The organism is Halomonas saccharevitans, assembly GCF_032333995.1.
GTDB lineage: Bacteria > Pseudomonadota > Gammaproteobacteria > Pseudomonadales > Halomonadaceae > Halomonas > Halomonas saccharevitans.
Genome location: NZ_JAVXUR010000003.1, coordinates 62,269 through 89,178 on the forward strand (window position 1 = coordinate 62,269; position 26,910 = coordinate 89,178).

General features: G+C 66.1%; 20 protein-coding genes. 9 read left to right on the forward strand and 11 right to left on the reverse strand.

The window, feature by feature from the left end:
* Positions 1-14 precede the first annotated feature (14 nt).
* The 3 genes from purU to RSO68_RS08380 form a co-directional block, all read right to left on the reverse strand.
* The gene (gene purU, locus RSO68_RS08370; RefSeq protein ID WP_315586254.1) at positions 15-878 is read right to left on the reverse strand and encodes a formyltetrahydrofolate deformylase; all 864 of its coding nucleotides are present in this window, start codon (positions 876-878) and stop codon (positions 15-17) included.
* 152 nt (positions 879-1,030) lie between these two features.
* Positions 1,031-1,585: a methylenetetrahydrofolate reductase C-terminal domain-containing protein gene (locus RSO68_RS08375; RefSeq protein ID WP_315586255.1), complete on the reverse strand. Its 555-nt coding sequence runs from the start codon at positions 1,583-1,585 to the stop codon at positions 1,031-1,033.
* Between the two features lie 176 nt (positions 1,586-1,761).
* A complete protein-coding gene (locus tag RSO68_RS08380) occupies positions 1,762-2,931 on the reverse strand; it encodes a glycine cleavage T C-terminal barrel domain-containing protein (RefSeq protein WP_315586256.1) in 1,170 nt (389 codons plus the stop codon).
* Positions 2,932-3,422: 491 nt separating this feature from the next.
* Between RSO68_RS08380 and RSO68_RS08385 the strand changes: the two genes are divergently transcribed.
* The 4 genes from RSO68_RS08385 (at position 3,423) to gltS (ending at position 7,654) form a co-directional block, all read left to right on the forward strand.
* Positions 3,423-4,352 carry a LysR family transcriptional regulator gene (locus RSO68_RS08385; RefSeq protein WP_089851324.1) on the forward strand — a complete coding sequence of 310 codons (930 nt, stop codon included), beginning with the start codon at positions 3,423-3,425 and terminating at the stop codon, positions 4,350-4,352.
* Between the two features lie 354 nt (positions 4,353-4,706).
* Positions 4,707-5,417 carry an IclR family transcriptional regulator gene (locus tag RSO68_RS08390; protein ID WP_089851321.1) on the forward strand — a complete coding sequence of 237 codons (711 nt, stop codon included), beginning with the start codon at positions 4,707-4,709 and terminating at the stop codon, positions 5,415-5,417.
* Entirely contained in the window at positions 5,414-6,364 is a 951-nt protein-coding gene (gene hutG / locus RSO68_RS08395; RefSeq protein ID WP_315586257.1) for a formimidoylglutamase, read from the forward strand. The genes RSO68_RS08390 and hutG overlap by 4 nt, the downstream gene beginning before the upstream one ends.
* Before the next feature lie 84 nt (positions 6,365-6,448).
* Complete coding sequence (gene gltS / locus RSO68_RS08400) at positions 6,449-7,654, forward strand: sodium/glutamate symporter (protein ID WP_315586258.1); 1,206 nt, start codon at positions 6,449-6,451, stop codon at positions 7,652-7,654.
* A 96-nt stretch (positions 7,655-7,750) separates the two neighbouring features.
* Here gltS and RSO68_RS08405 read toward each other — a convergent pair whose 3' ends face one another.
* Positions 7,751-8,038, reverse strand: coding sequence for a coiled coil domain-containing protein (locus RSO68_RS08405; RefSeq protein ID WP_089851317.1), 288 nt, complete (start codon positions 8,036-8,038; stop codon positions 7,751-7,753).
* Between the two features lie 187 nt (positions 8,039-8,225).
* Between RSO68_RS08405 and RSO68_RS08410 the strand changes: the two genes are divergently transcribed.
* Positions 8,226-8,555, forward strand: coding sequence for a DUF427 domain-containing protein (locus RSO68_RS08410; RefSeq protein ID WP_315586259.1), 330 nt, complete (start codon positions 8,226-8,228; stop codon positions 8,553-8,555).
* 108 nt (positions 8,556-8,663) lie between these two features.
* Here RSO68_RS08410 and RSO68_RS08415 read toward each other — a convergent pair whose 3' ends face one another.
* The gene (locus tag RSO68_RS08415) at positions 8,664-9,680 is read right to left on the reverse strand and encodes a TauD/TfdA dioxygenase family protein (RefSeq protein WP_315586261.1); all 1,017 of its coding nucleotides are present in this window, start codon (positions 9,678-9,680) and stop codon (positions 8,664-8,666) included.
* A 175-nt stretch (positions 9,681-9,855) separates the two neighbouring features.
* Positions 9,856-12,063, reverse strand: coding sequence for a heavy metal translocating P-type ATPase (locus tag RSO68_RS08420; protein ID WP_315586262.1), 2,208 nt, complete (start codon positions 12,061-12,063; stop codon positions 9,856-9,858).
* Positions 12,064-12,201: 138 nt separating this feature from the next.
* Here RSO68_RS08420 and RSO68_RS08425 point away from each other — a divergent pair, with 138 nt between their 5' ends.
* Positions 12,202-12,684 (forward strand): MerR family transcriptional regulator, encoded by a 483-nt coding sequence (locus RSO68_RS08425; RefSeq protein ID WP_315586263.1) that lies wholly within the window; start codon positions 12,202-12,204, stop codon positions 12,682-12,684.
* 21 nt (positions 12,685-12,705) lie between these two features.
* Here the strand turns inward: RSO68_RS08425 and RSO68_RS08430 are convergent, their stop codons facing one another.
* Positions 12,706-13,701 (reverse strand): ion transporter, encoded by a 996-nt coding sequence (locus tag RSO68_RS08430; protein WP_315586264.1) that lies wholly within the window; start codon positions 13,699-13,701, stop codon positions 12,706-12,708.
* Positions 13,702-13,791: 90 nt separating this feature from the next.
* Positions 13,792-14,448, reverse strand: coding sequence for a 5'-methylthioadenosine/S-adenosylhomocysteine nucleosidase (locus tag RSO68_RS08435; RefSeq protein ID WP_315586265.1), 657 nt, complete (start codon positions 14,446-14,448; stop codon positions 13,792-13,794).
* Between the two features lie 212 nt (positions 14,449-14,660).
* Here RSO68_RS08435 and RSO68_RS08440 point away from each other — a divergent pair, with 212 nt between their 5' ends.
* From RSO68_RS08440 to RSO68_RS08450, 3 genes are all read left to right on the forward strand, one after another.
* Positions 14,661-15,029, forward strand: a complete 369-nt coding sequence (locus RSO68_RS08440; protein ID WP_315586266.1) for a DUF427 domain-containing protein — start codon at positions 14,661-14,663, stop codon at positions 15,027-15,029.
* 171 nt (positions 15,030-15,200) lie between these two features.
* Positions 15,201-16,220, forward strand: a complete 1,020-nt coding sequence (locus RSO68_RS08445) for a hypothetical protein (RefSeq protein WP_315586267.1) — start codon at positions 15,201-15,203, stop codon at positions 16,218-16,220.
* A 341-nt stretch (positions 16,221-16,561) separates the two neighbouring features.
* A complete protein-coding gene (locus RSO68_RS08450) occupies positions 16,562-16,894 on the forward strand; it encodes a hypothetical protein (protein ID WP_315586268.1) in 333 nt (110 codons plus the stop codon).
* Positions 16,895-16,933: 39 nt separating this feature from the next.
* Here the strand turns inward: RSO68_RS08450 and recD are convergent, their stop codons facing one another.
* The 3 genes from recD to recC are packed head-to-tail and all read right to left on the reverse strand — an operon-like array spanning position 16,934 to position 26,852.
* Positions 16,934-19,246, reverse strand: a complete 2,313-nt coding sequence (gene recD / locus RSO68_RS08455; RefSeq protein ID WP_315586269.1) for an exodeoxyribonuclease V subunit alpha — start codon at positions 19,244-19,246, stop codon at positions 16,934-16,936.
* Positions 19,243-23,232 (reverse strand): exodeoxyribonuclease V subunit beta, encoded by a 3,990-nt coding sequence (recB, locus tag RSO68_RS08460; protein ID WP_315586270.1) that lies wholly within the window; start codon positions 23,230-23,232, stop codon positions 19,243-19,245. The genes recD and recB overlap by 4 nt, the downstream gene beginning before the upstream one ends.
* On the reverse strand, positions 23,229-26,852 hold the full coding sequence (recC, locus tag RSO68_RS08465) for an exodeoxyribonuclease V subunit gamma (protein WP_315586271.1): 3,624 nt from the start codon (positions 26,850-26,852) through the stop codon (positions 23,229-23,231). Before recC ends, recB begins: the two co-directional genes overlap by 4 nt.
* Between the last annotated feature and the right edge of the window lie 58 nt (positions 26,853-26,910).

A 26,910-nucleotide genomic window follows, 5' to 3' on the forward strand; every position in this document is an offset into this window, starting at 1 on the left:
GATGACCTCTGTTTCTATTTGAAAATAATGGTCTTGTTGCCCGAGATTAATACACGGTTTTCTGCGTGCAGTTTTACGGCGCCGGCGAGCGCCCTCATTTCGGTGTCTCGGCCAAGGGAAACGAGTTCATCGGGGTAGTAGGCGTGACTCACCGGCAAGACGGACTGTTCGATGATCGGGCCTTCATCCAGATCGCCGGTCACATAGTGCGCAGTGGCGCCGATCAGCTTTACACCACGCTCATATGCCTGATGATAAGGTTTGGCACCTTTAAAGCCTGGCAGGAAGGAGTGATGGATGTTGATGGCCCGGCCGTGCAGATGCTGACAGAGATTGTCAGACAGTATTTGCATATAACGTGCCAGTACCACCAGGTCAGTGCCTGTCTCGTTGATGATGTCGAGTAGCTCAGCCTCCTTTTCCGCTTTGGTTTCTGCTGTTACCGGTAGGTAAATGAAACGAAAGCCTTCACGCTCAGCGATCGATTGAAGATCCATGTGGTTGGATACGATCGCGGTGATCTCTATATTCAATTCACCCTTGTTATAACGGTAAAGAAGATCAACCAGGCAGTGGTCAAACTTGGATACCATGATCAATACTTTTGTCGGGAGACTCGCGTCGTACATGCTCCACGTTATGCCATGCTTTTCGGCCAGGACATCGAAGCCGTCGTAGATGTCTTGAAAAGTATGGCTGGAGTCAGTGGTGATGTTGAACAATGTCCGCAAAAAGAACTGGTCGGTGATCTTGTCGTCGAACTGGGAGAGTTCCGCGATATAGCCGCCGCGCTCTGTCAGATAGGATGCGATGCCGGCAACGATGCCCGGTGCAGTCTTGCAGTTGACGGTGAGTACGTATTGGTTTGAGTAGTCCACGAATTTTTTCACTAGAAAGCCTTTGTGTATTGATGTTTGTTAGTTGACTCGCCAGATGTTAGTTACAAGTCTTTCGTTTTTTCCGTCTTGCAGAGCAGACCGCCTAGCGGTTTTTTCTCCATTGCGGTCTAGGTCTACATCACTATTTCAGCTCACTCATGTTCTTGTTGTGTATCTGAAGCATTACGCGCCACACGCAGCCAGGATGAGCTTCCCTTGAGACTGTGGTCCACTGGCAGTTGCACTACATGGATCTGTGCGCCGCCCTTCATTTTCTGACTCCCTTCCCAGGCTTCGACCCAGACACATCGCATCTCGGGATTAACTTCGCAATTCCCGTTCTGCTGTACACCACCACAAGGACCGTTGCGCAACGACTTGGGGCAGTTCATGGGACAAGACATCCCGGTGGAGCTGAGGATGCACTGACCACACATCTTGCAATCGAACAGCAGCTCCTTGCTGAACTTCTCCACCACACTTACCGGCTTTTCTGCGCGCTGGTAGCCTATCGACTTCCAAAGCGGCTGCAATTTGACGATCACCGGCTCGAATGTTCGGTAGATTCGCTCAAAGAACCTCGCGTGTCGCACAACCCAATGACGAACGGGATACATATACCTCTCCTTTACTACGGCATCACGACGGTGGAGGTAGTTATCGACCCCTGAATCCGTGAGGTTTTTAACTTTTAAAGTCAATGGCATGAGCTTCTTCTTTGCCTCGGGTGATGGTTTTTATTCAGGCGAAGCTTTGTTAACGAAGGAGCCTTATTGACTTCTCACGGATGCAGGTGTTTTTTAATGAACTCGTTGTTCTTGGATTGCCACGGTGTGTTATGGCAGTGCTCGAAAACTCCAAGGCAAGAAGAGTTGTTCTTTCTTCAAGAAGATGTGGCTTTCTGCTTTTTGGGGTCGAAGAAAGGCTTTTCGACGACAGTTGCCTGCACGGTTCCGGATTCGGCAGGAATGTCTAGCGTCGTGCCAATCTCTGAATGTTCAGTATCAACCATGGCCAAGGCAATGTTCTGCTCAAGACGCGGTGAATAGACCGCAGACGTCACTTTTCCGACGGGCTTGCCGTCTTTTGTAAGCGCCCAGAACCTGGTGTTGGGTTTCTTGAGGGGTGCCATGTCAATACGCAGGCCAACTTCCTTGCGGCTCACGCCATTTTCACGAATTCGCTTTAATGCGGCTTTACCGATAAAGTCAGCATCCATATCCGGGTTAACCAGACGGTCCATGCCAATTTCATAAGGATTGGTGCTGATATCCGCGTCAGCGTGATAGGAGAGCATCCCACCTTCGATGCGGCGAATCGTAGAGGTGTGACCAGGCTTCAGCCCGAAGGGCTCACCTGCCGCCATGATCTTTTCCCAGAGCTCATCCCCGCGGGTGCCATCACGCAGATAAAGCTCATAGCCAAGCTCGCTCGACCAGCCGGTGCGCGAGACGATCAGCGGAATGCCGTCGAGTTCGAGCTCGCGCAGCCAGTAGTAGCGAAGATCCATGACGCTCTCGCCGAAGAGCGCCTTCATCACTTCGCCCGACTTCGGGCCCTGCAGTTGCAGCGGGGAAACATCGGGTTCGCCAATGCTGACATCCATCCCGGCATGAACCGCAACCCCCTGTGCCCACAGCAGGATGTCGGTGTCAGCCAGCGAGATCCAGAAATGATCTTCTGCCAGCCGCAACAGGATGGGGTCGTTGAGAATGCCACCGTCTTGATTAGTGATCAGGATATACTTGCACTGTCCGACCGCCATTTCCGACAAATCACGCGGAGTCAGGCTCTGCATGAACTTTGCGGCATCCGGCCCCGTGATTTCGACCTGCCGTTCGGCGGCAACATCGCAAAGGATCGCATCATTCACGAGATTCCAGAAGTTCTGTACAGGATCTCCGAAGTCACGTGGGATATACATGTGGTTGTATACCGAAAACCCTTTGGCGCCCCACCGGACCGTAGCGTCAAAGTAGGGAGACTTTCGGATCTGTGTCCCGAATCCAAACTCATCATCTTTTTCAATGTTGATGGGGGCATTGGTTGTCATTTTTGTGTACCTTCGGATAGGAAGTTGAACAGGGTGCTTTAACTCACCGACTCGGCCCGCTCAATATAGCCGCGCATGGCATCGCAAAGCAGCCTAAAGCATCGGTTGCAGCAGACAAAACGGACCAACTTTTCACCGGATGCGGACCTTTTGGTTCCGCGCTTCTCCGCGGAGGGGAGTGTGTCCCCGTATCCGGCTCGCAGCGCGCCGTGCGGGGCGTGTCGATCAGCCTCTGCGGGGAGGCCGGTCGCTTTCAGGCTCAGAGGCAGGGCATCTTCGGCCGGCCAACAACTCCCCCGTGGAGGAGAGTCTGGAGATTTTCGCTGCTGAAGCAGTCATAACCAGGCTTTGCGCCTGATGGGGTAGGTGATGAGGGGGTGGGCCAGCCGTTTGGTCGCGGTCTGGTGTTTATAACGGCAGTGTTTATAGTGACCGTTACGCGCGTCACTCGGAAGTGCCAGTGGCCCACCGCCAACTTGCGAGCACTGTTCATGCTACGACTCCCGTCCCTGATCTCACTGTCCTATTTCGAGGTCGCCGCGCGAACCAAGAGCTTCGCTGCGGCGGCCAAGGAACTCAACGTCACTCCGGCGGCGATCAGCCATCAGATCAAGGCACTCGAGGAGTATCTCGGGGTTCCGCTTTTCGTCCGCCACCACCGGCGCGTCAGCCTGACCCCGGCCGCGCGTGCGGCCCTGCCGGAGCTGCATGAGGGATTTCAGGCCCTGAGCAGCGCGGTAGACAAGATTCGCTCCTACGGCGAAGAGCGCCTGATCGTCACCGTGTGCTCCGAGCCCCTGTTCGCGACCAAGTGGATCGTACCGAGGTTGCACCGTTTCTACGCCATTTGCCCGGAGGCCGAGGTGCGCTTGCAGGCCAGCCTGCACACGGTGGACCGAGCCCGTGATAGCGTCTTCGGGGTGAGCGAGCTCAAGCGCTCCGGGATCGACGTCTCCGTTCGCCTCGGCTATGGAAACTACGCGGAGATCACGCCGCAACGGCTGATGGGGCTGGAGCTGGTGCCCATGTGCGCCCCCGAATTGGCCACCACCGTGACCGACATCGACACCCTTCGCCAACAGCCTTTGCTGTGTGACAGCACCCTAACCCGCTTCGACGAGCCGTGTGATTGGAAAGCGTGGTTCAAGCAGCAGGCATATGAGGTCGGCGCCTTCCGGGAACTGCGTTTTGGTAACGGACTGCTGGCCCAGGAGGCCGCCGTCGCCGGTCAGGGCATTCTGCTTGGCAGTCGGGACCTCCACCAGGCGGAGCTGAATGCCGGCAAGCTGAAGGTGGTGTGTGATAGGCCACTGAACTGTGAACAGGCGTACTACGTGGTGAGTACGGTCACAGGCCAAGAGCGATCGATCGCCGCACAGTTTCGTGAATGGTTGCTCGATGAGGCTAACAAGCCGGTGTGAGTGCAACCCTGACGAGGTCTTCGCCAAGTCTGGAACGGGCCCCAGGCGAGGGTCCAGGCATGAGAATCCTCGGCAGGGCAGCGAGGATGAATGCTGTCTGCACTACCTTTCCCCCTTCCTTTCCCATCCGGGGCAGCGCCGCTCCGCCCCCGGCGCTCGCTCCGCCGTCGCGCGTAACCCTCTGATCTACCCTCCGAAACCGTCGTTCGATGCACGCCTCGAGCGGCATTTTTGCATCGACTCGCGGCGCGACTACAACCAAAGTATAGTGCTCAGGATTATCATTAATTGATAACCGTTTTTTGGATCGCGGTTTTTCTTGCGTATCGTTTATCAAATTATGAGGTGAGAGCCATGGGTCCTTCCGATCGAATGCTGGCGCTGCTGTGCTGCCTGGCCAATCAGGGCAGGCCGATGACGGTGAAGTCGCTGGCCGAGCTGACCAGTCAGCCGGTCTCGACCGCCTATCGGCACCTTCGCCAGCTGCTGGCCTGGGGCATGGTCAGCGAGCGCGAGGGGGGCACCTATGCGCCGGGCCCCCAGGCGGTGCGCCTGCAGCAGGGCTTCGAACAGCGCAACGACCTGCTGCAGTGGGCGCGGCCGGTGCTCACGGAGCTGACCGACATCACCCAGGAGAGCTCGGCGCTGCTGATGGCGGTGCGCGATCACGCCCTCTGCGTGGAGATGATCGACAGCCCCCAGCCGCTGCGCTGCTGCTATCACCGCGGCCAGGTGCAGCCGCTGCTGAAGGGCGCCAGCGCCCGGGCGCTGCTCGCCTTCATGAGCGAGGAAGAGCGCGAGATGGCGCTCACGCTGCGCACCGAGGCCGAGCGCGACGAGGCCCAGGCCGGGCTCGAGAGCATCCGCGCCGAGGGCGTCGCGATCAGCCTCGGCGAGATCGACCAGGGCGTCTGGGGCGCGAGTGCCCCGGTCTTCAACGGCCGCGGGCGGCTCAAGGCGGTGATCAGCGTCATGGCGCCGGAGGCCCGCACCCGGCAGCGAACCGCGTGGCTCGCCGAACAGACACGCCAAAGTGCACAGCGATTGGGAGAACTCCTCGAGTGATTCAGGACCAAGCAAACGACGCGCGGATCGCGCCCTGGCAGGGTCGCATCGACAGCGAAGAGGCCGGCAATTCGCGGCGCTGGCACCAGGTCGTGCGGCCGGTGGCCGAGGCCGAGCAGCCGGGGCGCGCGCTGGTCGGCTTCTGCTCCGACGCCGGCGTGGCGCGCAACAAGGGTCGCGTGGGCGCCAGCGAAGGGCCCCTGGCGATGCGCCGCCAGCTCGCCAACCTGGCCTATCACCTGGAGGCGCCGCTCTTTGACGCCGGCGACGTAGTCTGCGAAGGAGACGCCCTGGAAGACGCCCAGCAGGCCTTCGCCGAGCGCGTCACCGGGCTGCTCGACCAGGGCCACCGAGTGATCGGCCTGGGCGGCGGCCACGAGATCGCCTTCGCCAGCTTCTCCGGGCTCTTCGAGCACGCTCGCCGCCAGGCGCGCCCGCCGCGCATCGGCATCCTCAACCTGGATGCGCACCTCGACCTGCGCAACGCCGAGCGGGCCAGCTCCGGCACGCCGTTTCGCCAGTGCGCCGAGCTCTGCGAGCGCGAGGGCGTCGAGTTTCGCTACACCTGCCTGGGCGTCAGCCAGACCGGCAACACCGAGGCGCTGTTCGAGCGCGCCAAGGCGCTGGGCGTGGAGTGGGTGCTGGACGACGCCTGTCGCTCCATCGCCAGCCCCGAGGTCAAGGGCGCGCTCGACCGGCTGATGGCCCGGGTCGACATGGTCTACCTGACGATCTGCCTCGACACCCTGCCCGGCTGGATCGCGCCCGGCGTCAGCGCTCCCGCGGCCCGGGGCATCGAGCTCGCCTTCGTCGAGGACGTCATCGACTACCTGGCGGCGCGCACCGCGCTGCCGATGGTCGACGTGGCCGAGCTCAACCCGAGCCTGGACACCGAATCGCGCACGGCGCGCGTCGCGGCGCGCCTGGTGGAGCGGCTCGCCCGCTGATTCTCATCTCATGATCCAAACCGCCTCATAGCGGTAACAACCACTCGGACCGCCACCTGGCGGCAGCAAGAACGGAGCATCGCCATGCACTTCTCCCTGGATGCCGTGACTACCACGGCACTGGCCCTGCTATTGCTCGCGATCGGGGCCGGCCTCAAGCGTCGCCTCAAGTGGCTGGAGCACTTCTGCGTGCCCACGCCGGTGGTCGGTGGCTTCGGCTTCGCCCTGCTGGCCTGGCTGCTGCGTGACCTGGGCCTGGTCACCTTCGAGCTCGACACCGCGATGCAGAGCCCGCTGATGATCGCCTTCTTCACCACCGTGGGCCTGGGTGGGAGCCTGGCGCTGCTCAAGAAGGGTGGCAAGGCGCTGGGCGTCTACCTGGTGGCCTGCTGGCTGCTGGCGTTGATGCAGAACGGCGTGGGCATCGGCATGGCGAGCCTCTTGGGCCTCGACCCGCTGATCGGCCTGATGGCCGGCGCCACCTCGCTCGAGGGCGGCTTCGGCGCCGCGGCGGCCTTCGGCCCGGAAGCGGAAGCGCTGGGCGCTCAAGGCGCCACCACCGCGGCCATCGCCTCGGCGACCTTCGGCATGATCATCGGCGGCGTGATCGGCGCGCCCATCGCCCGCTGGATCATCGATCGCCGCCAGATTCCGATCGAAGCCGAAGACGTGCATGACCTGGAGAAGCTGACCGCCGAGGAGCGCCCCACCGTGGCCAGCATCGACGGCCCGATGCTGCTGCGCGTGCTGGCGATCGTCGTGCCGATCATGGTGCTCGGCCTGTGGTTCAAGGAGAGCCTGGCGACGCACCTCGGCATCATCCTGCCGAGCTACGTGGGCGCCATGTTCGTGGCGATCGTGCTGCGCAACTTCAACGACCGCTTCCACTGGGTCAGCATGCCCGACAACGCCCTGTCGAGCCTCGGCGACGTGGCGCTCGGCGTTTTCCTGACCATGGCCATGATGAACCTCAAGATCTGGCAGCTGCAGGAGATGGGCGGCTCGCTGCTGCTGATCTTGCTGGTGCAGACCCTGGCCATCGTCTTCCTTGGCGTGTTCGTACTGTTTCGCCTGCTCGGCCGCAACTACGACGCGGCGGTGCTCACCGCGGGCTTCATCGGCCATGGCATGGGCGCCACGCCGAACGCCGTGGCCAACATGAGCGCCGTGTGCGAGCACTACCGCGTGGTCTCGCACAAGGCCTTCATCATCGTGCCGCTGTGCGGCGCCGTGCTGATCGACATCGTCGCCATCCCGGCCATCACCTGGTGCCTCAACGCCTTCGCCTGAGGCCATCACCAGGGCTATCCGGTGAGCAAAAAGCGACGCCCGCCGACCGCGAGGTCAGGCGGGCGTCGTGCGTTCAGTGCACGTTAGCGGGCGGCTCTACTTGAAGCGCGAACGCGCCTTCTCGATCGCGTCGCTCAGCGACTCCCAGGCGCGCTCCGCACCGGCACGGATGTCGTCCCAGGCCTCGTCGCCGGAGTGGCGCAGCTCCTCGAGCTTCTTGCGCATCTCCTCGCGGCGGGCCTCGAGCCGGTCGATCTCTTCCTCCCGGTCGATGCGCGCATCGGCATCGGCGCTCCGGGCGCGGGCCTTCAGCTTCTCCACCTCGGCCTGCAGCTCGTCCAGCTTGGCGCGCAGCTTCTGCTCGTAGGCGTCTCGATTACTCATCGGATGCTCCTTCCATTGAGAGGGCGGGGTACCCTGAGGATAGCCCGCTCTCGGAGTGTTACCCCAAGACCTGCGTGCGGGGTCGCGGCGTATCAAGGGCCGAGGCGGCTTTCTTCACGGTGGTGCGCTCGTCCTGGGTCGACGATGTTACGCTGCGGGAGACGAGACACCACCACAGGGAGCGCGCATGGACGATACTTTTGAGCCCCGCATCACCCTGCATCCGCACGAGCGTCGGGTGCGGGTCGTCATCGACGGCACGGTGCTCGCCGACACCACCCGCGCCATCGAACTCCGCGAGACCGGCTACCCGCCGCGCCAGTACTTGCCCCGCGACGACGTGCGCATGGACTTGCTCACGCCCTCCGAGACCACGACCCACTGCCCGTTCAAGGGCGATGCCGGCTACTTCTCCTTCGGTGAACATGTGGACGTGGCGTGGAGCTATGAGAATCCGCTGGCAAGCATCCAGGAGATCGAGGGAAGGGTCGTGTTCTACCGGGGCGTCAGTGAATGACCGCTGGGGGCCCGGAGTGGCCGTGAGCACTCCGGGCTAGATTCTTTTTGCGCGATCAGTGCGTCAGCCGTCGGTTAACAGCTGCTGGTATTGGCCGTTGCGCGTGCCTCAGTTCTGCATCGGCACGCCATCGGCCCACCGAAAACCGATGCCGCCGCCCTTCCAGACGCCTTCGCCGAGCGGGTTGGGCCCCTGGATATCGACGTATTGTGGCAGGCCGAAGCCGGGGGCGAGGTCCTGCACGCCGCGCACGGTGCTGCGGTGCATGATGCGCAGGCCCTGCTCCTCGGCGGGCAGGTGGGCCTCGGGGGCGGCCCGGTGAGCCACGGCGAGGTTGTCGATGAACACGCAGTCGTTCTCCTGATACTCGAAGGCGATGGCATAGCCGTTCTCGAGCCCCGCATTCAAGATATCGTTGTACTCGTGACAGAGCCGCTTCAGCTCGTCTTCGTTCAACAGCCGGAAGGCGTCCTCATCGGGCAGCTTCTCGATTACCGCGCCGGTCATGCCGAGGTGCAGCCAGACGCAGCGGCGCCCGGTGATGGGGTGCTCGTGCACGACGGGGTGAACGGTGCCCGAGGCCGAGTTCACCGAGGAGAGCCGGCTCCAGAACTCCTGGCGATCCTCGGGGAGGGCGTCATAGGCCGCGCCCTGATGGGCGAAGTAGGTGCCGCCGCCTTTCTCGGCCGGGCGGATGATGTGGTAGCCCGAGTGCGAGAAGGTGTCCGCATTGAAGCTGCCGTCGTTGTGCCACTGCGGCCCCACGTCCTGGATGCCGTGACGCTGATCGTTCGAGAGGCGAAAGATATGCGGGTTGCCCCCGGGAGTGGCCGGGTGCACGCCGTGGGTGCTGTGCAGCTCCCGGCCGCCCCACCAGCAGCTGGCGCGCAGGAAGTCGTCGGCGGCCAGCGGCGTGTCGTTCTTGAAGACGAGAAAGCCGCGGCTCGCCATCTCGCGCTCCAGGGCGTCGAGCACCTCGGGCGGCGGCGCCTCCGCGGCGGAGAGATCGATGCCCCGCACCTCGGCGCCCAGCGGCTCCAGCGGGGTGATGGTGCCACCGAAGGCTTCGATGGTGGCCATGTGGGTGGGATCGAGCGGCGGAATCGTCGGGGAGCGGTGGGTCATGCGGGCCTCCCTGGGTCTGTGGCGATGGCATAGGCGATGCCAGAGGAGGAGGGCGCCGCGGGCGCTATCGTGAGGGGGGCGGCGCCGTCATCCGATCACAGGATGAGTGTGTGGATCATGCTGACAGACACCTTCCCGTATGCCAAACGCGCCCGGCGTGGGCCGGGCGCGTGCGTCACGACGCGGCCGCGGCGGGGCGCGCCTCCGCCGGGGCGGGCCCCGGCGAGAAGCGGTAGCCCAGCAGGCGCATGGCGTTGAGCGTCACCAGCACCGTGGCGCCGGTATCCGCCATCACCGCGATCCACATCCCGGTGATGCCGAGCGCCGTGGTGACCAGGAAGACCGCCTTCAGGCCCAGCGCCAGGGCGACGTTGGTCTTGATGTTGCGCAGCGTGGCCCGCGACAGGTCGATCAGCTCGGCGATGCCGCTCACGCGATCCTTGAGCAGCGCCGCATCCGCCGTCTCCAGCGCCACGTCGGTGCCGCCGCCCATGGCGATGCCCACCTCGGCGGTCGCCAGCGCCGGGGCGTCGTTGATGCCGTCGCCCACCTTGCCGATCGGCCCCTCGCCGGCGGCCTGCCACTCCCGCACGCGATGGGCCTTGTCCCCGGGCATCAGCTCGCCGTGGGCCTCGATGCCCAGCTGCTCGCCGATGGCGGTGGCGGTGCGGGCGTTGTCGCCGCTGAGCATCACCGCCCGCACGCCGAGGCGCTCAAGCGCCGCCAGGCCGTGTCGGGCATCTTCGCGCGGCTCGTCGCGCACGGCGATCAGCCCCAGCGCCCGCTCGCCCTCGACCAGCACCGCGAGGCTCTTGCCGGCCTGCTCCAGCTCGGCGATCCGCGCGTTGAGCTCGTCTCCCAGTGCGACCTGCTCGGCCAGGTGGCGCGGGGTGATCAGCGACAGCGCTCGGCCCTCGACGTGACCGGCGATCCCGCGCCCGGCCAGGGCACGGCTCTCGCTCGCCCGCGGCACCGAAAGCCCCCGGCGCTCGGCGTGGGCCAGGATCGCCACGGCGATAGGGTGGCTGGCGTCGCGCTCCAGGGCGGCGGCGAGGCGCAGGATCTCGGCCTCGTCGTGCCCGGGGTCCAGCGCCTCCACGTCGGTGACCCGGGGCGCGCCCGCGGTCAGCGTGCCGGTCTTGTCCAGCGCCACCAGCTTGAGCTTGCCGAGCTGCTCCAGCACCGCGCCGCCCTTGATCAGCAGGCCGCGCCGGGCGCCGGCCGAGAGCCCGGCGGCGATCGCCGCCGGGGTCGATATCACCAGCGCGCAGGGGCAGGCGATCAGCAGCAGCGCGAGTGCCCGGTAGATCGACTCCGACCATGCCATGCCCGCGACCAGCGGCGGCACCATGGCCATCAGCAGGGCGAGCCCGATCACCGCCGGCATGTAGTAGCGTGCGAAGCGATCGATGAAGCGGGCCACCGGCGCCTTGGCCGCCTGGGCCTCCTCGACCAGTCGGATCACCCGGGCGATGGTGTTGTCCTCGGCGCGCCGCGTCACCTCCACCTCCAGGGCGGCCTCCAGGTTCACGGTGCCGGCGAAGACGTCGTCGCCGAGCGCCCGCGCGCGGGGCACCGACTCGCCGTTGATCGGCGACTCGTCGAGCTCCGAGGTCCCGGCGAGTATGCGCCCGTCGCAGGGCACCCGGTCGCCGGGGCGGATCAGCACCCGCTGGCCGGGCGCGAGGGTGGCGGCCGGCACCTCGCGGGTGTCGTCGCCCACCAGCAGCCGCGCCGTCGAGGGCGTGAGGTCCGCCAGCGCCGAGATACTGCGCCGCGCCCGGGAGGCGGCCACGCCCTCCAAGAGCTCGCCCACGGCGAACAGGAAGACCACCACCGCGGCCTCGGCGGCGGCATCGATGGCGAGCGCCCCCAGGGCGGCGACGCTCATCAGCATCTCGATGGTGAAGGGGTTACGCTGCTTCAGCGCGCCCCAGGCGCCCTGCAGGATGGGCACCAGCCCCACCGCGGTGGCGGCGACGAAGGGCCACTGGCCGAGCGCCGGCCAGGCCAGGCGCAGCGCGAAGGCCAGAACGAGCAGGCCGCCGGTGACCAGCACCAGCCGCCCCTTGGCGGTGCGCCACCAAGGCGCCGGGGCGTCCGGCGCGGCCGCCTCCTCCTCGCTGATCAGGCGGTAACCGAGCTCATGAATCGTGCGCTCGATGGCGGCGTGGGAGGGCGCGGACTGCTCAGGGGTGTGTGGAGGCGGATGTGGAGAAAAGTGCAGCTTGACCGAGCCGGTGACCGAGCTGGCCGAGACCTCCGCGATGCCCTCCAGGCGACCCAGCGCCGACTCGACCTTGCGCTCGCAGCCGCCGCAGTCCATGCCCTCGACGCGCAGCGTCAGGGTCGCGGCGGTGGACGTGGGTGCCGATGTGGCCATGGTGGGGCTCCTCTGCGTGGGGTAACGTCTCAAGCCTAAACCCTGTAGCAACTATAGGTTCAAGTGGCGGTCTGACGTGGCAGATCTGACGTCACAGATCCGAGTAAAAACGCTCACCCCCTGCAGCGAGGAGCCCCCATGACGGAGATGTCCCCCACCATCGGCATCGGCGCGCTGGCCCGGCGAGCCGGTTGCCAGCCGGAAACCGTGCGCTACTACGAACAGATCGGGCTGCTGCTCGAGACCTCGCGCACCGAGGGCGGCCAGCGCCGCTACGGCGAGGAGGCCGTGCGGCGGCTGACCTTCATCCGCCACGCCCGGGACTTCGGCTTCTCGGTGGAGGCGGTGCGCGAGCTGCTGGCGATGTCGGACCGCCCCGACATGTGCTGCGACGAGGTCGACGCCCTCGCCAAGCACCACCTGGAGGAGGTGGAGTCTCGGCTGCAGCGGCTCGCCGCGCTGCGCGACGAGCTGAAGCGGATGATCGGCCAGTGTGCCGGCGGCAAGGTCGAGAGCTGCCGCATCATCGAGGTGCTCAGCGACCACCGGCTGTGCGACAGCGACACCGCCCACGGCGGCGCCCATGACCTCGGCGAGCCGCCCGCCGCCCGGCGCAGCTGAGGGCGTCTATTGGCCTACTGCCTACTGGTAGCGGTGCTGCCAGCCCTTCACCGCGATCTGCTCCTTGAGCAGCTCCAGCATGTCCACCAGCACCTGCTCGGTGATCCGTTCGGTCTCGGGGTCGGTGCGCAGCCAGGCATCGAAGCCGCTCTCGGCCAGGTGCTCCACCAGGGCGGAGTACTCCCTCGACTTGAGGCCCGCCAGGGCCTCGTCGACCAGGCGGCAGGCCAGGTCCGAGAGCGAGGCCTCGAGCCCCCGGGTCAGCTGGACACCCAGCGGCAGGCGCCCGAGCCGCTTGAGCTCCGGGCTCTCGGCCAGGGTGCGGCCGACCAGCCCGCGCACGTAGCGCAGGGTGTCGGCGCGGTTGTGGTCGTAGGCGTCGCCCGCCATGGCCTCCAGCCGCTGGCTGATCTCGCGGATCAGCGCCTGCTTGCGGGGCCGCACCACCCGCTCCATCAGCGGGGCGGAGAGCCCGTCGCTCTGGCGGATCTCCCGCTGGACGTTGTCGAGCATGCGGATGGCGATGCGATCGGTGAGCTCCTCCAGCAGGATGTCGTAGTACTTGGCGACCACGGAGTAGAGGTACCAGCGGCGCATGTCGATCAGCCCCATGCGCTGCAGGCGGTGCAGCAGCGAGATGACGCGCAGGATGCGCAGCAGCCGGAAGCCGCCCAGCGGGATGCAGCCGAGCACGTCGTACCAGTGCACGAAGGGGTAGAAGAACCAGCGGTGGTAGTGGCGCTCGGCGATGGCCACCGCCCAGCCCAGCAGCACGTCGAGCAGGAAGATCGACACGAACGCCAGGTCGATGGCGAGGAAGTTGGCATGGATGTGCCGCTCGTAGGCGGCGTGCAGGCCGGGGGCCACGGCCTCGAAGGCGGCGTTGAGCGGCGGCAGCAGGTAGAGGCTGTCGAACAGCAGCAGGGCCAGGTTGGCGATCACCAGCACGATGATGAGCAGGTCCCACACCAGGTGGACCCGCTCCAGGGCGGGGGAGGTCGTGCGGGTGGCAGGCATTTCTACACTCCTTAGGCGGCGCGAATCCTCTTCCCCAGCCTAGAAGCTCGGCGCCCGAGCGGCACTGACACGGCACCCCGGGCCCGGCGCTCAGCGCGTCAGCAGCCCCTCCCGGATCGCCGCCTCGAGGCGGTCCACGGCGCCGGCCAGCTTCTCGTCGATGACGTGCAGGTACTCCGTCCAGTCGTCGATATGGTTCAGCGCCGCCTTGTCATCGGAGATGCCGCGCAGCACGACCAGCGGCACCGCGAAGCGGGTGCAGGCGCGCAGGCCGGCGTAGCTCTCCATGTCGACCATGTCGGCTTTGATGCCGTCATAGGCCGCGCCCGAGACGATATCGGCGCCGGTCGAGAGCGTCGCCTCGCGAATCCCGGGAATGCGCAGCGGCAGGGGCAGGATGTCCGGCAGGTCGAGGAAGGGCGTCACGCCCTTCTGGAAGCCCAGCGGCGAGGCGTCCATGTCGCGGTAGGCCACCGAGGTGGCCTGATAGACCTCGGTCTGCTCGAGCGCCCGGCTGCCCGCCGAGCCCAGCGACACCACCAGGTCCGGCAGCCGCCCGCACGCCTCCAGCCCCGCCAGCGCCGCGGTGAGCTCCACCGCCGCCTCGACCGGCCCCACGCCGGTCATGAAGGGCGTGAAACGCTGCCTCAAATGCGGGCCGTATTCGGGAGCCGCCGCCATCACGAAGAGGATCGACCGGCCGCCCAGCTCCGTCAGCGGCGCCGGTGCGCCTGGTGTCTGGTTCATCCCGAGAGTCTCCCGCGGCCCAATAAAGCCGCCATCATGGCGGGCAGGGGCGCAGGCGCCAAGTGCGCGGTTGTCTGTTGGTAGCGAGCGAGGCTTGGTCAGGCGAGGGCGAACCTAGACGAATTGACCTAAGAAAAATTGTCCTCAGGCGATGACATTCTGACTCTATCGCCCTACGCTGCTGGACCAGCCAACAAGCAATGGACCTGCCGATGGCCGATCAAATCACCGAATCCCGCATTCCTCTGCATCCGCAAACGCAAATACGGGGGATGTGCATCTTTGCTGGCGACACTGCGAGTGCTGATACCTGCGAAGCCATTGCACTTAGTGAGTGTGGCTATCCACAACGTGAGTATACGCTGCGCACGGTTGTGGATGTGTATTGGCTTGGCTCATTGCCCCAAAAAGGGCAATACGACGTACTACTCACAGCCGGTGTGGCCTGGAGTTATGAGCGGACGATCGACGAGATGAAATCGACTGCCGATAGCCTGGCTTTCGATGCTGGAAAGTTCACGAAACATATGATGCAAAGAGTTACGCTATATGATGAAAAATTATTTTGGAATTATAGATGACGATGACTTCCGCCTCCCCCTTTTAGTGGAGCTCTACGATGCGATTTCCAAATCCACCATCGTTATCAAGTTTGCTCGTTTTTATATTGGATCTTTCCGGTTGCAAATTTTTCGACAAACCTTTAAATTTATTACCTTTTCATAAATCAAGCTCATAAGGATAAGGCCCCCGTGATAAACGATTTTATAGACCTTCCAATCCAGCTAGGATTTGATGTAGCTACATCGTTAACTATTATTGGCTCTCTTACGTACTTTGTGTATACGACAAAGCAAAGAATAGATGAGGAGCGGACGCAGCGATTTGATAAAAATGCACGAGTAGTCGCGGCAGAACAGCTAAAAGAATCCATAAAGGAATTAAGCAAGATTTTTGTTAATGAAGTTGTTGATAGTGGAGAAAGGACTAAGTCACTATCAGGGTATAAAAACGGTCAAGGAGAAGATCTCTTGTCAGCAATGTCCCAGAGACTTGGGAGGGATGGAGCCTTTGAAAAAACAAAAAGTGAGCTGTCCTATTTTAATGAAAAAGTTGGCAAGTTTTATGAATTAATACAAACTCATAGATATAGCGTTATCCCGGTCCTAGACTCCATAGAAGAAAACTCAGACTTGGTGAGAATACTGAAGAGAAATATTGCCTCGGTTGCGGATGAATATAATAAGCATAACCGTGTTGAACACCTGCTTCATGAGTTGAAGGGTTTGCATGAACTAATTCTTGATATCATGAAAGACAATGATTTAAAAGGGTTTGAAGAGATCTTAGATAACGATGAGTTGGAGCGCAAGTTGTTAACCCGGGCAGCTTCCATAGTATACGATGAGCATTATTTTAAATGGACTTGGTCTTTTTTGCCTGATGGGAAAGAAGATTTATTTCTCCATGAAATACAAACAACTTCCTCTCTGAGTGAAATGAGCGAAGAGATGAGGGGGGTGTTTTTAAATTGTTGCTTTGCAATATCAAAAAGTTTGCTCGACGACAGTAAAAGAGAGTGCTCTAAAGCTGTGGTCGTGGGGATTTCTAAACAGCAGGAAAGTGCCAAGGTATGCAAGGAGATATTGGTCACATTGAGCGCGATATTGAAATATCTGTTGGCTAAGGACGGAAGTCATCAGTCTATTGAAAGCCTAATATCTGATTATAGAGGAAGCGATTATTTTTCATTGGACGAGGAGATTCGTTGATTTTTGATGTTTCTCTTGAGGCCTGCATGATTGGTTGTGCATGCTTATCTCGAACGAATTAGCGGGGGTAAATTTCTATCTTCCGGGGTCCACCCAAGTCACTGACAAGAGAGGCCCCACCGACAGTGCCAAGCTCTTTCAGTACCGCCCCGATCGTGGCAGCTGATCCCAACGATGCAGAGTTTGGCATTTTCGAGATCAGTCGCCGTCCGGGCGCCCTTCTATAGCGTTGTGCTTGGAACTTGAGGCCACCCATTCTTGGTTAGAGAGGTTGCAGGCTCGAAGTTGCAAAGCCGGAAGTCGACAACAGCGGATACGATCTGATTGCCGAGGAAAATGGTATGATCCGCTACCTACAACTCAAGGCTCCCAGTCGTGAGGCGAGAACCACGAAGCAGAACGTGCGCGCTGCGCTGGAGATCAAACCATCAGGCGTGGTGGTCTGGGTTCAATTCGATGCGGCAACGCTAGAGCTGGGTCCATTTTTGGTCTTCGGTGGCTCACCGGGAAGTCCACTACCCGATCTCTCAGCGTTCAAGGTGGCCAGGCACACCAAGGGCAATGCGGAAGGGATCAAGGCTGAGCGTCCTGCGATTCGTCACGTCCCCAAAAGCCACTTCACCAAGTACGAAAGTTCCGTGCAGGTCTACGAGGCGCTGTTCGGCGCCCCGTGAAACCTGTTCGCTCGCCTTTCTGGAGGCAAGGCGGTTCCATCAACTCCCCAACCCACTCACCCGCATCACCCTTCTTTGCGCCGCGTCCATCAGCTGGCCGCGGCCGGTTTCCACCAGCGTCAGCCAGTGGCGGGCGCGGGTGATGCCGGTGTAGACCAGCTCCCGGGTGAGGATAGGATTCGGCGCGTCGGGCAGCACCAGGGCGGCGTGGGTAAACTCCGAGCCCTGGGACTTGTGCACCGTCATCGCGAATACCGTCTCCACCGCCTGCAGGCGCGAGGGCAGCACCCACTTGATGCGATCGGTGCTGTCGCCGGCGGGGAAGGCCACCCGCAGCAGGCGCCGACTGCCGTCGTCGGGGGAAGCGCCCGGGCGCGGCATGTCCAGGGTTATGCCGATATCGCCGTTCATCAGCCCCAGGTCGTAGTCGTTCTTGGTGACGAGCACCGGGCGGCCGGGGTACCAGCGCTGGCGGCCGTCCTGGCTGTCGATCAGCGTCTCCCGCTCTAGCGCCTGGCGCACCCGCTCGTTCAGGCCTTCCACGCCCCAGGGGCCGCGGCGCAGCGCGCACAGCAGCTGGAAGTCGCCATGGGCCGCGAGCACCTCTCTTGCCCACTCATCGAAGGCCGCCTGATCCGCGTCGTCGGCCGGGCGCCCCTCGGCCATCACGCTCAGGAAATGGCGATAGCCCACCGGTGGCGCGTCGGCTGCCTTGGCATTCGGAAAGCGCTCGGGGCAGCCGGTCACCGCCAGGCGTGCCAGGCCGCGCTCGTCGTCGGCGGCAAGCTTGTGGTGCGAGAGGTCCGCGAAGCCGGCGCTCAGGGCGTCACCAATCGCTTTGCGCTTGGCGGCGGGCTCGGCCTCCAGGTTGATCGCCGCGGCCAGCTGGCCGATGCCGCTGTCGGCGGTGAAGCGGTGGCTGACGCGCAGCATGGCGATGGCCTGGTCGAGCGGCTGGCCATCGGCGTCCAGCGTTTCCGCGGGCAGCGGCTGGCCGGTGGCCTCGCTAAGCCACTCGGCGGTGGCCGGGGTGTAGTGGCCGCCCTCGGCCCGGGCGCACAGGTCGCCGAGCACGGAGCCGGCCTCCACCGAGGCGAGCTGGTCCTTGTCGCCGAGCAGCACCAGCCGCGCCCGGGGCGGCAGCGCCTCGAGCATCGCGGCCATCATGCCCACGTCGACCATCGAGGCCTCGTCCACCACCAGCACGTCCAGCGGCAGGGGGGTGTGGCGGTCGTGGCGGAAGCGGCGGGTGTCGGGTCGGGAGCCGAGCAGCCGGTGCAGGGTGCTCACCTCCTTGGGAATCACTTCTCTGAGATGCGCTACTGCGCTCGACGATGCGGTGTTGGAGTCCTTCTCAAACTGCTCATTTACGGCTCGTAAACTCCGCGTTTTCGTCGGACTCCGCCTTGCCTCGTCTTCGCTCGCTACGCGCTCGAGGGTGGTGGTAAGGCCGGCTGCTGCCACCAGCTCGTCCAAGGGTAACTGGCTGACCTGTGCCGAAATGGATTCGTTGAGCCGGGCGGCGGCCTTGCCGGTGGGGGCGGCGAGGCGGATGCGCAGGGCCTGTTTTCCTTCACTCTCGCCTTCCCCCTCGTTTTCGCCGAGGGCCAGCGCCTGGAGCAGGGCGAGCAGGCGCACCACGGTGGTGGTCTTGCCGGTGCCGGGGCCGCCGGTGATCACCGCGAAGCGCGAACGGCCGGCCAGGGCGCAGGCGGCCTTCTGCCAGTCGATGGTCGCGGGCTGCTTCGGCTCAGGAAAGAGCCGGTCGAGGATCGGGCGCAGGCGGGCCGCGTCCGGGGTCTCGTCGTCGCCCTTGGCATCGCCGAGCCGCTCATTGATCCGGGTGTGGATATCCTGCTCATGCTGCCAGTAGCGGCGCAGGTAGAGCCGGGGACGCTCTCGGCTGCCGGCGAGCACCAGCGGGGTGCTGCCGGGGCCCTCGGCGACGAGCTCCGGCTGGGCCAGCGCCGCGCGCCAGGCATCGAGATCGAGCCCGGCCATCACCCGGCTGGGGAGCGGCGGCGGGTCCTCCAGGCTGTCGCCCTCCGGCGGCAGGGAGAGCGCGAGGTCCGGGGTGGCCAGCGTCTGGGCGAGGTCCAGGCAGACATGGCCACGGCCGAGCTGGTGGCTGGCGAGTGCGGCCGCGAGCAGCAGCAGGGGTGAGGCCTCACTTACCTCAGGCCCCTGGCTCGCTTCGCGATGCAGGAAGGCGGCGAAGGCGCGGTCCAGCGAGCGCAGCCAGCCGCGCGCCACCCAGCGGTCGAGCAGGGCGAAGAGCGCCGCGTGATCGGCCAGCGCGGTTTCGGGCGCTTGTTCGGGTGCGGCGGCGTGGTTCGGGGTATCCGGCATCATGCGGCGTCCTCCTCGGCGGCGCGAAACAGGGCATCGAGCGCGAGGATCAGCTCGCTCGGCGGGCGTTCGGCGTGCACGCCGCGGGAGGGCGCGCGGGTGCCGCGCAGGAAGACATAGAGCGCCCCGCCCAGGTGGCGCTCGATGTCGTAGTCCGGCAGCCGGGCCTTGAGCAGCCGGTGCAGGGCCAGCAGATAGAGGCAGTACTGCACGTCGTAGCGTTTCTCGAGCACGGCCTCCGCCATCGCCGCCTCGGTGTAGGCGGCATCGTCCGCGCCCAGGTGGTTGGACTTCCAGTCGAGCACGTAGAAGCGCCCCTCGTGCTCCACCACCAGGTCGATGAAGCCCTTGAGCATGCCGTTGAGGGTGTCGGGCTCGAGCGCCGGCCGCGGCCGCCCGCCGAGTGTGTGAGCGCTTACGAGGGAGTCTAGCCGGCGGGTGTTCACCTTGTGGGCGGCGAACCAGAACTCCAGCTCGACCCGGTAGCCATCCAGGGCGTCGAGGCGCAGCGGCGTGGCCTCGCTATCGCCCGAATTCGGCACCGGCAGCGGCGTGGTCAAGAGCTCCGGCAGCCACTGTTCGAGGGCGGCGATCTGGCCCTCCCAGCCGCGGCGGTTGGCGCGCCGGGCCAGGGTGTCGGCTCTGAGGTCGGCATCGCCGGCTACCCGGGCGAAGCCCTCCTCGCCGGCCCACTCGAGCAGGCCGTGCAGGAAGGTGCCCGCCGAGGGGCCGCGGGGGAAGCGGTGAAGCGAGCCTTCGCTTACCGTGGCGGCGCCGGCATCGAAGGGTTCTTCGATCACCTCCATCGCCGTGGCTTCAATGGCGGTAGCGGGCTCGGGGGCCGGCTCGGCCTGGACGGTCGAGGCTTCGTCGCCTGACTCATCCGGCGTGGCGCCGGTGCGCAGCGCCGAGTAGCTGGCGATCCACCAGTGCTCGCGGATCGTCCGAGTCGGGGCGCGGGCATGGCCGAGCGGCGTGTCGTCGGTGGCGAGTTCGACCGGCGTGGCCTCGGCCTCGGGGGCGTCGATCACCGCCACCCGACTTCTCTCCTGACCATCCGTGTCCGCCAGCGCCTCGAGGGCTGGCCGCAGCGTCTCGGGCGTCAGTTCCTCGCCGCCCTTGAGCAGGTGGCCGACGGCGCTGCGCTCCATGGCGTCCAGCGGCGCCAGACCGAGCCAGGTGGCGTGGCGGGCGCGGGTCAGGGCGACGTAGAGCTTGCGCAGGTCTTCCCCCAGGCGTTCGTGGTCGGCGCGGGCCAGGGTGGCGTCGTCGGCGGAAAGCGTCAGGCGCAGGTGGCCGTCGTCGTCATGCCAGCGCAGCGGCAGGTCGCCCTGCTTCACGGGGCGGAAGGCGGCGATGAAGGGCAGGAACACCAGCGGGTACTCCAGGCCCTTGGACTTGTGGATGGTCACCACCTGCACCAGTTCAGCGTCGCTCTCCAGGCGCAGCCGATGGGTGTCGGACTGCGCCTGGGGATGCGCGCGGGACTCGGCGAGAAAGCGCAGCAGGGCGTGCTCGCCGTCGATCTCGGTGCTGGCCTCCTGCAGCAGCTCGCCGAGGTGCAGCAGGTCGGTGAGCCGTCGCTCGCCCTCGGGCACCGCCAGCAGCCGGCCGGGCACGGCGAAGTCGGCCAGCAAGCGGTGCAGCATGGGCAGCACGCCGCGGCGCTGCCACTGGCGGTGGTAGTCGCGGAACTGCATCACCCGCGCCTCCCAGGCGAGCTCGTCCTGCTGGGGGCCGCCGTTGAGGGCGTCTAGCTCGGCGAGGCCCAGCCCGAGGCTCGGCGTGGCGAGCGCGGCGCGCAGGGCGCGCTCGTCGTCCGGCGCGGCGCAGGCGGCGAGCCACCCCTCCAACTCGGCGGCGGCCTCGGTCTCGAACACGCCCTCCTTGTCAGAGAGATAGACGCTGCGGATGCCGCGGGCCAGCAGGGCGGCACGGATGGCGCGGGCCTCGGAGCCGTTGTTGACCAGCACGGCGAGGTCCGACGGCGCCAGCGGGCGTAATGCTCCGTCTTGCTCGAACCCCGACTGCCCGGCCTGGCCCTCGCGCAGCAGCGTGGCCATCTCTGTGGCGCAGCGCCCGGCCAGCTCAGCCAGGTAGGCGCCCTTGGCGAGCGTCTCGTCGGCGGCCAGGTGCCAGAGGGTGAGCGCCGGCTGTGTGGCGCCGTGGCGGGTGAGGGCGTCCTTGCGGCCGTTGGCGTCGACGGGGGCAAACGGCACCGGATTGTCGTCGCCGCGGCGGAACAGGAAGGCGCCGGACTCGCCCTGCTCGGCGTGTTCGAACACCCGGTTGACCGCCTCGACCATGGGTTCGGCGGAGCGGAAGTTGGTGCCGAGCGTGACGTGGCGGCCGGCGGTGTCGCGCCGGGCCTGAAGGTAGGTATGGATATCGGCGCCGCGGAAGGCGTAGATCGCCTGCTTGGGGTCGCCGATCAGCAGCACCGCGCTCTTTTCAGCGCCCGAAGCCGCGCTGTTGCCCCGGTTCTTCTCCAGCTCGTAGACCCGGTCGAACAGCCGGTACTGCACCGGGTCGGTGTCCTGGAACTCGTCGACCAGCGCCACCGGGAACTGCTCGCGGATGCGTGCGGCGAGCGTCTCGCCGGCCTCGCCCGCGAAGGCGGCGTCGAGCCGGTGCAGCAGGTCGTCGGGGCCGAGTTCGGCGCGGCGGCGCTGCACGGTCTCGCGGCGCGCGGCCATCCAGTGCACGGCGTGGGCGAGCAGGTCGGCGAAGGGGTCGGGCAGCGCGGCAAGCTTCTCCGGCAGCGCTTCCAGCGCCTCCAGCGCCGGCAGGATCGGGGCCCCGTCTTTTTCCCAAGAATCAGCCTTCCAGATCTCGGCGATGCCCTCCGGCGTCAGGCGCTTCCAGGCGGCGTCGGTCAGCGCCGGTTTGGCGAGCTCGGCGTCATGGGCCCAGTCGCGCAGGGCGGCGAGCCAGTTGGCGCGGCTTCGGGCGTTGAGCTTCTGTCCGTTGAAGGCCTTGCGCTGGGCGGCCGCCTCGAGCAACTCCTCCAACTCGTCAAGCCAGGCCGGCCAGGGCGCCTTGAGCTCGGCCAGCGCCGCGGCCCGCTGCTCGCGGTAGTTCGCCAGCGCCTCGGCCGGCGGCGGGGCCACGGGCAGGGCGGCGGCGTGGGTGCGCAGCCGGGAGGCGGTGTCGTTGAGGGTGTCCGGCGTGGTCCAGTAGCGGGCGACGATCGCCAGCGCCTCGGGGTCGAGGTCGTAATAGAAGCTTCGCCAGTAGTCCCGGGCGATCTCCAGGTCCATCTCCGACTGGTCCAGCGACATCTCCAGGGCGAACAGGCTGCCGCTGTCGAAGGCGTGCTCGCGCAGCATGCGGTGGCACCAGGAGTGGATGGTGGAGACCGCGGCCTCGTCCATCCACTCGGCGGCCAGCCGCAGGCGGCGGGCGCAGGTCGGCCAGCTCTCGCGGGGGTAGCTGTCGCGAAGGGCGATCAGCGGGTCGCTGCTCGGGGGGGCGCTGCTGGTCGTATCTTCTTCAGATACTGAGTTATCCACCGGTGGTTCGTCGAAGAGGTCGCCGGTCTGGTTTGGAGTCGGCTCGGCGTCAGATCGCCGCGGAGGCGCTGTGAACCCATCCCTGGGCGCTACCGATGCCGTCCCTGGCATCGGACCTCCGCTCTGATCTGCCCCCGGCGCCTCTACATCTTGATTATCGGTCGGCTGAAACGCCTCTGCGGCCTCGACCAGCCGGGCGCGGATGCGGTCGCGCAGCTCCTGGGTGGCGGCGTTGGTAAAGGTGACCACCAGGATCTCCGGCGGCGTCAGCGGCCGCGGGAAGCTGGCCGCGTCTTCCTCGTTCCGGGGGCCGAGCACCAGCCGCAGGTAGAGCAGGGCGATGGTGAAGGTCTTGCCGGTGCCGGCGCTGGCCTCGATCAGCCGGCTGCCGGTAAGCGGCAGGGCCACCGGGTCGAGGCGCGGGGTCTCGGCCGTGTGCAGGGTTTCTACGGTGCGAGCGGTATCGGGCGAGTTCATGAGTTCTTGCCTCCCTGGCCCTTACTTCCGTTCTTCTTGGCCTTCACCGCATCGTGAAGGGGCGCGTAGAGCGCGGCGGTCAGCTCGGTGAAGCGCCGGCCGGCGGCCTCATGGCGCACCAGGCCTTCGAGGTCGCGCCACTGGCGGGCGAGGTAGGGATCGCGGTCGCGCTCGCCGGCGGTGTAGTCGTCGCCCTCGAAGACGCGCGCGGCGGCCTTCCAGGCCTTGAGATCGGCCTCCTCCGCCTTTTCTTCATTACCAAAGACGCGGCCCAGGGCGTTCGCGTCGCCGCCCTTCTCGTGCCAGGCGAAGGCGGTGTCCCGGGCCAGCGGCAGCGGGGCGGTCATGCCGGCGCGCCAGGCGCGGGCGATGGCTTCCAGGTGCTGGCGCGCGGTGGCGTCATCGAGCGGCCCCAGGGTGCCGCCGCCGGCGCGGGAGAGCAGCACCGTGGTCATGGGGCCGAGGGCCAGCTGGCCGGCGAGGTGGGCGACCCAGGGGGCGAGCCAGTGCTTCCAATTGTATTTGCCCTTGTTGACCAGGCTGCTGGTCATCAGCACCAGCCGGCAGCGCTCGCCGGCGTCGTTCTCGCGCAGGCCGTCCAGCCAGTCCTCGATCTGCAGCGGGCCGTCTGCGGTGGCGAGCTCCAGCGACACGGATGCCGGCGTCTCCCAGGCGTGGGGCCAGGCCTCGAGCTTCTCGGCGTAGGCCTCGAAGAGGTCGTCCAGGGGCTCGACGAGGTGCTCGCGCATCAGCTCGGCGAAGCCGCCCATGGCGAGGCGCCCCTCGCGGGTGAGGCGCTCCAGGGTGTCGTGGACGGCGGGCGTCGGCGAGGCACCCTCGTCCACGGCGCGGCGCCCGGCCTCGATCAGCGCCTGCTGGAGCTGCCAGTGGTCCAGGCCGTCCAGGGCGAAGGGCTCGTGGTCGGGGCTCTCCAGCGCCTCGCGCTCGAGGTAGACGCCGAGCCGGGTGGTGAAGAAGGCCTTCACCGGATCCTTGAGGAAGCCGCTGAGTCGCGACAGCGCAAGGGCGGTGTCGAGCTCGATGGGCGGCAGCTCGCCGTCGGCCACGGCGTCCGGCGCGGCCTGGTGCACCGCCCGCCACTCCCGGGCGTAGGTAAACAGCCGGGCGTTGTCCGTGAAGTAGCTCCGGCTGAACGGCTGCAGCGGGTGCTCGGTGGTCAGGGCGTCGAGCAGCGCCTGGCCGGCGCCGTCCTCGTGTTCACTTCCTGCCAGCGTCCAGCCGGCGGCCAGGTGGTCGCGCAGCTGGCCGAGCAGCACCGAGGGCGGGCGGGGCTCGTTGTCGTGGATGCTGCGGCCGACCCAGCTGACCATCAGGCTGTCCCGGGCGGAGAGCAGCGCCTCGAGGAACAGGTAGCGGTCGTCCTCGCGGCGCGAGCGGTCGCCGGGGCGGTAGTCGTGGCCCATCAGGTCGATGTCCAGCGGCCGCTGGACCCGGGGGTACTCGCCATCGTTCATGCCCAGCAGGCACACGTGGCGGAAGGGGATGGCGCGCATCGGCATCAGGGTGGCGACGTTCACCGCGCCGGCCAGGAAGCGCTGGGAGAGGTTGGCCTCGTCGAGCTGGCTGAGCCAGTGCTCGCGCACCACCGAGAGCGGCAGCGCCTCGGTCAGGCCGGCGTCCTCGGTGGTCTCCTGCCACTCCTCCAGCAACTCGTCCAGGCGGCTCAGGGTGGCGAGGTCCGCCTCGTCCTCGGCGGCGAAGCACGCGGCCAGCAGCCCGCGCAGGCGGCGGCACCAGGTGGGCACGTCGGCGGGCTCGGAGAGCGCGCGCCACTGGGCCTCAAGGGCGTCGAGCAGGTCCATCAGCGGGCCGGCGAGCGCCGCCTCCAGGCCGCCGATGTCGCCGAAGGGCTCGATGTCGTGCCAGGGGCCGTCGGCGCTTTCGTGCTCGGTACTGTGGCCCACCGCGTAGCCCAGCATCAACCGACGCATGCCGAAGGCCCAGGTGTTGGCGGTGAGCCCGCCGGGCAGGTCGAGCCGGGCGCGCTGCGTGGCGTTCAGCCCCCAGCGGATGCCGGCGCCCTCGATCCAGCGGCGCAGCACTGGCAGCGCCTCGGCGTCCAGGCCGAAGCGCCCGCGCAGGGCGGGGACTTCCAGCAGGTCGAGCAGGTCGCTCACCGTCAGCCGCGCCTCCGGCAGGTGCAGGAGCGCCTCCAGCGCCACCAGCAGCGGCTGGCGGTGGCGGCTCGTCTGGTCGGAGAGAGTAAAGGGGATATGGCGCGGGTCGTCCGGCGCCAGGCGGCCGAACACCGCCTGCACGGCGGCGGCGTAGGTGTCGATGTCCGGCACCATCACCAGCACGTCGCGCGGGCGCAGGCTGGGGTCGGCGTCGAAGGCGGCGAGCAGCTGGTCGTGGAGGATCTCCACCTCGCGCAGGGGGCTGTGGGCGACGTGGAAGCGCAGGCTGCGATCCCGGGCCGGGTCGACGGCCGGCCAGGTGTCACGGGTCTCCTGGGGCGGGCGCAGCTCGAGGATGTCGTCCTGCAGCTGCTGGAGCAGCCCGGGCACCTCGGCCTGCTCGAGGGGCGAATCGAACAGATCGATGCGCATCGCCTCGGCGTCGAACAGCGCCCGGTAGGCGTCCTGGTCGTCGAACTCGTCGAGCAGGCGCAGGTAGTCGCGGCCCTGCTTGCCCCAGGCGGCGAGCAGCGGCTGGGCGTGGAGGTGAAGCTCGGTGTCGTCGAGCTCCAGCGGCATGCCGGGGCGGTGGCGCTGGCGCCGGCGGGCGGCCCGCAGCAGGTCCTTGTGCTCGATGATGTCCGCCCAGTAGTGGCGGCAGGGGTTGTGCACGCAGAGCAGCACCTGGGTGACCCTGGACACCGCGGCCAGCGCCTCCAGCGTCTGGCGGGGCAGCGAGGAGATGCCGAACACCACCACCCGGCGCGGCAGCCCTGGAGGCCTCGTCTCGGGGGTGAGTTCGCGGCACGCCTCGAGGAAGCGGGTGTGCACCCAGGCGCGACTGGTGGCCAGTCCCGCCTCGCCGATATCGTCACGCAGCCGCCGCCACAGCGCCGGCTGCCAGCGCTGGTCCTCGGCGAGGGGCCGGGCCTGGCCGCGGGCGTCGATCAGTTCGCCGCGGCCCTCGGCCCAGGCGGAGAGCCAGTCGGCGCGGTAGACCTGGTACTGGTCGAACAGGTCGGCCAGGCGCTCGGCGAGCTGGTGGCGCTTGCGCAGGTCCTCGTCGTCGGCCAGGAAGCGCGCCAGGGGCGCGAAGGTGACGTCATCCACGAGCTCGGGCAGCAGGCGCATCAGCCGCCAGACGAGGCGCGGCTTGTCCAAGGGGGATGCCGGCGGCACGGCGTCGGGGCCGTCCTGCTGGGTCAGCACCGCGCGGTAGGCCTGCCACAGGTAGCGCGCCGGCAGGGTGACGTCCATGGCCGCGGCGATGCCGGCGCCCTTGGGCGGGTCGGCGGCCAGCGCCAGCTTGAGCCACTGGCTGATGCCGTTGCTCTGCACCAGGATCACCTCGTCCTCGAGCGGCCCCAGCGGATGCTGGCGCAGCCACTCCACCGCCAGGTCGCGCAGCGCCTCCAGGCGGTTGCCGTGGATCACCATGAAGCCGGGGGTGAGCTCGGGGGACCGGAGAGCGGTGAGGGGCATGGCGATTCCTTCGCGGCGGGCGGGCAAGGGGCCATGGTGCCGTAAAACCCCGCCCGCA

Excerpts from the sequence above, each read along its gene's own strand:
- RSO68_RS08375 (WP_315586255.1), bottom strand. The coding sequence starts at position 1,585 with ATGCCATTGACTTTAAAAGTTAAAAACCTCACGGATTCAGGGGTCGAT.
- RSO68_RS08380 (WP_315586256.1), bottom strand. The coding sequence starts at position 2,931 with ATGACAACCAATGCCCCCATCAACATTGAAAAAGATGATGAGTTTGGA.
- RSO68_RS08385 (WP_089851324.1), top strand. The coding sequence starts at position 3,423 with ATGCTACGACTCCCGTCCCTGATCTCACTGTCCTATTTCGAGGTCGCC.
- RSO68_RS08390 (WP_089851321.1), top strand. The coding sequence starts at position 4,707 with ATGGGTCCTTCCGATCGAATGCTGGCGCTGCTGTGCTGCCTGGCCAAT.
- gltS (WP_315586258.1), top strand. The coding sequence starts at position 6,449 with ATGCACTTCTCCCTGGATGCCGTGACTACCACGGCACTGGCCCTGCTA.
- RSO68_RS08405 (WP_089851317.1), bottom strand. The coding sequence starts at position 8,038 with ATGAGTAATCGAGACGCCTACGAGCAGAAGCTGCGCGCCAAGCTGGAC.
- RSO68_RS08410 (WP_315586259.1), top strand. The coding sequence starts at position 8,226 with ATGGACGATACTTTTGAGCCCCGCATCACCCTGCATCCGCACGAGCGT.
- RSO68_RS08415 (WP_315586261.1), bottom strand. The coding sequence starts at position 9,680 with ATGACCCACCGCTCCCCGACGATTCCGCCGCTCGATCCCACCCACATG.
- RSO68_RS08420 (WP_315586262.1), bottom strand. The coding sequence starts at position 12,063 with ATGGCCACATCGGCACCCACGTCCACCGCCGCGACCCTGACGCTGCGC.
- RSO68_RS08425 (WP_315586263.1), top strand. The coding sequence starts at position 12,202 with ATGACGGAGATGTCCCCCACCATCGGCATCGGCGCGCTGGCCCGGCGA.
- RSO68_RS08430 (WP_315586264.1), bottom strand. The coding sequence starts at position 13,701 with ATGCCTGCCACCCGCACGACCTCCCCCGCCCTGGAGCGGGTCCACCTG.
- RSO68_RS08435 (WP_315586265.1), bottom strand. The coding sequence starts at position 14,448 with ATGAACCAGACACCAGGCGCACCGGCGCCGCTGACGGAGCTGGGCGGC.
- RSO68_RS08440 (WP_315586266.1), top strand. The coding sequence starts at position 14,661 with ATGGCCGATCAAATCACCGAATCCCGCATTCCTCTGCATCCGCAAACG.
- RSO68_RS08450 (WP_315586268.1), top strand. The coding sequence starts at position 16,562 with ATGATCCGCTACCTACAACTCAAGGCTCCCAGTCGTGAGGCGAGAACC.
- recD (WP_315586269.1), bottom strand. The coding sequence starts at position 19,246 with ATGATGCCGGATACCCCGAACCACGCCGCCGCACCCGAACAAGCGCCC.
- recB (WP_315586270.1), bottom strand. The coding sequence starts at position 23,232 with ATGAACTCGCCCGATACCGCTCGCACCGTAGAAACCCTGCACACGGCC.
- recC (WP_315586271.1), bottom strand. The coding sequence starts at position 26,852 with ATGCCCCTCACCGCTCTCCGGTCCCCCGAGCTCACCCCCGGCTTCATG.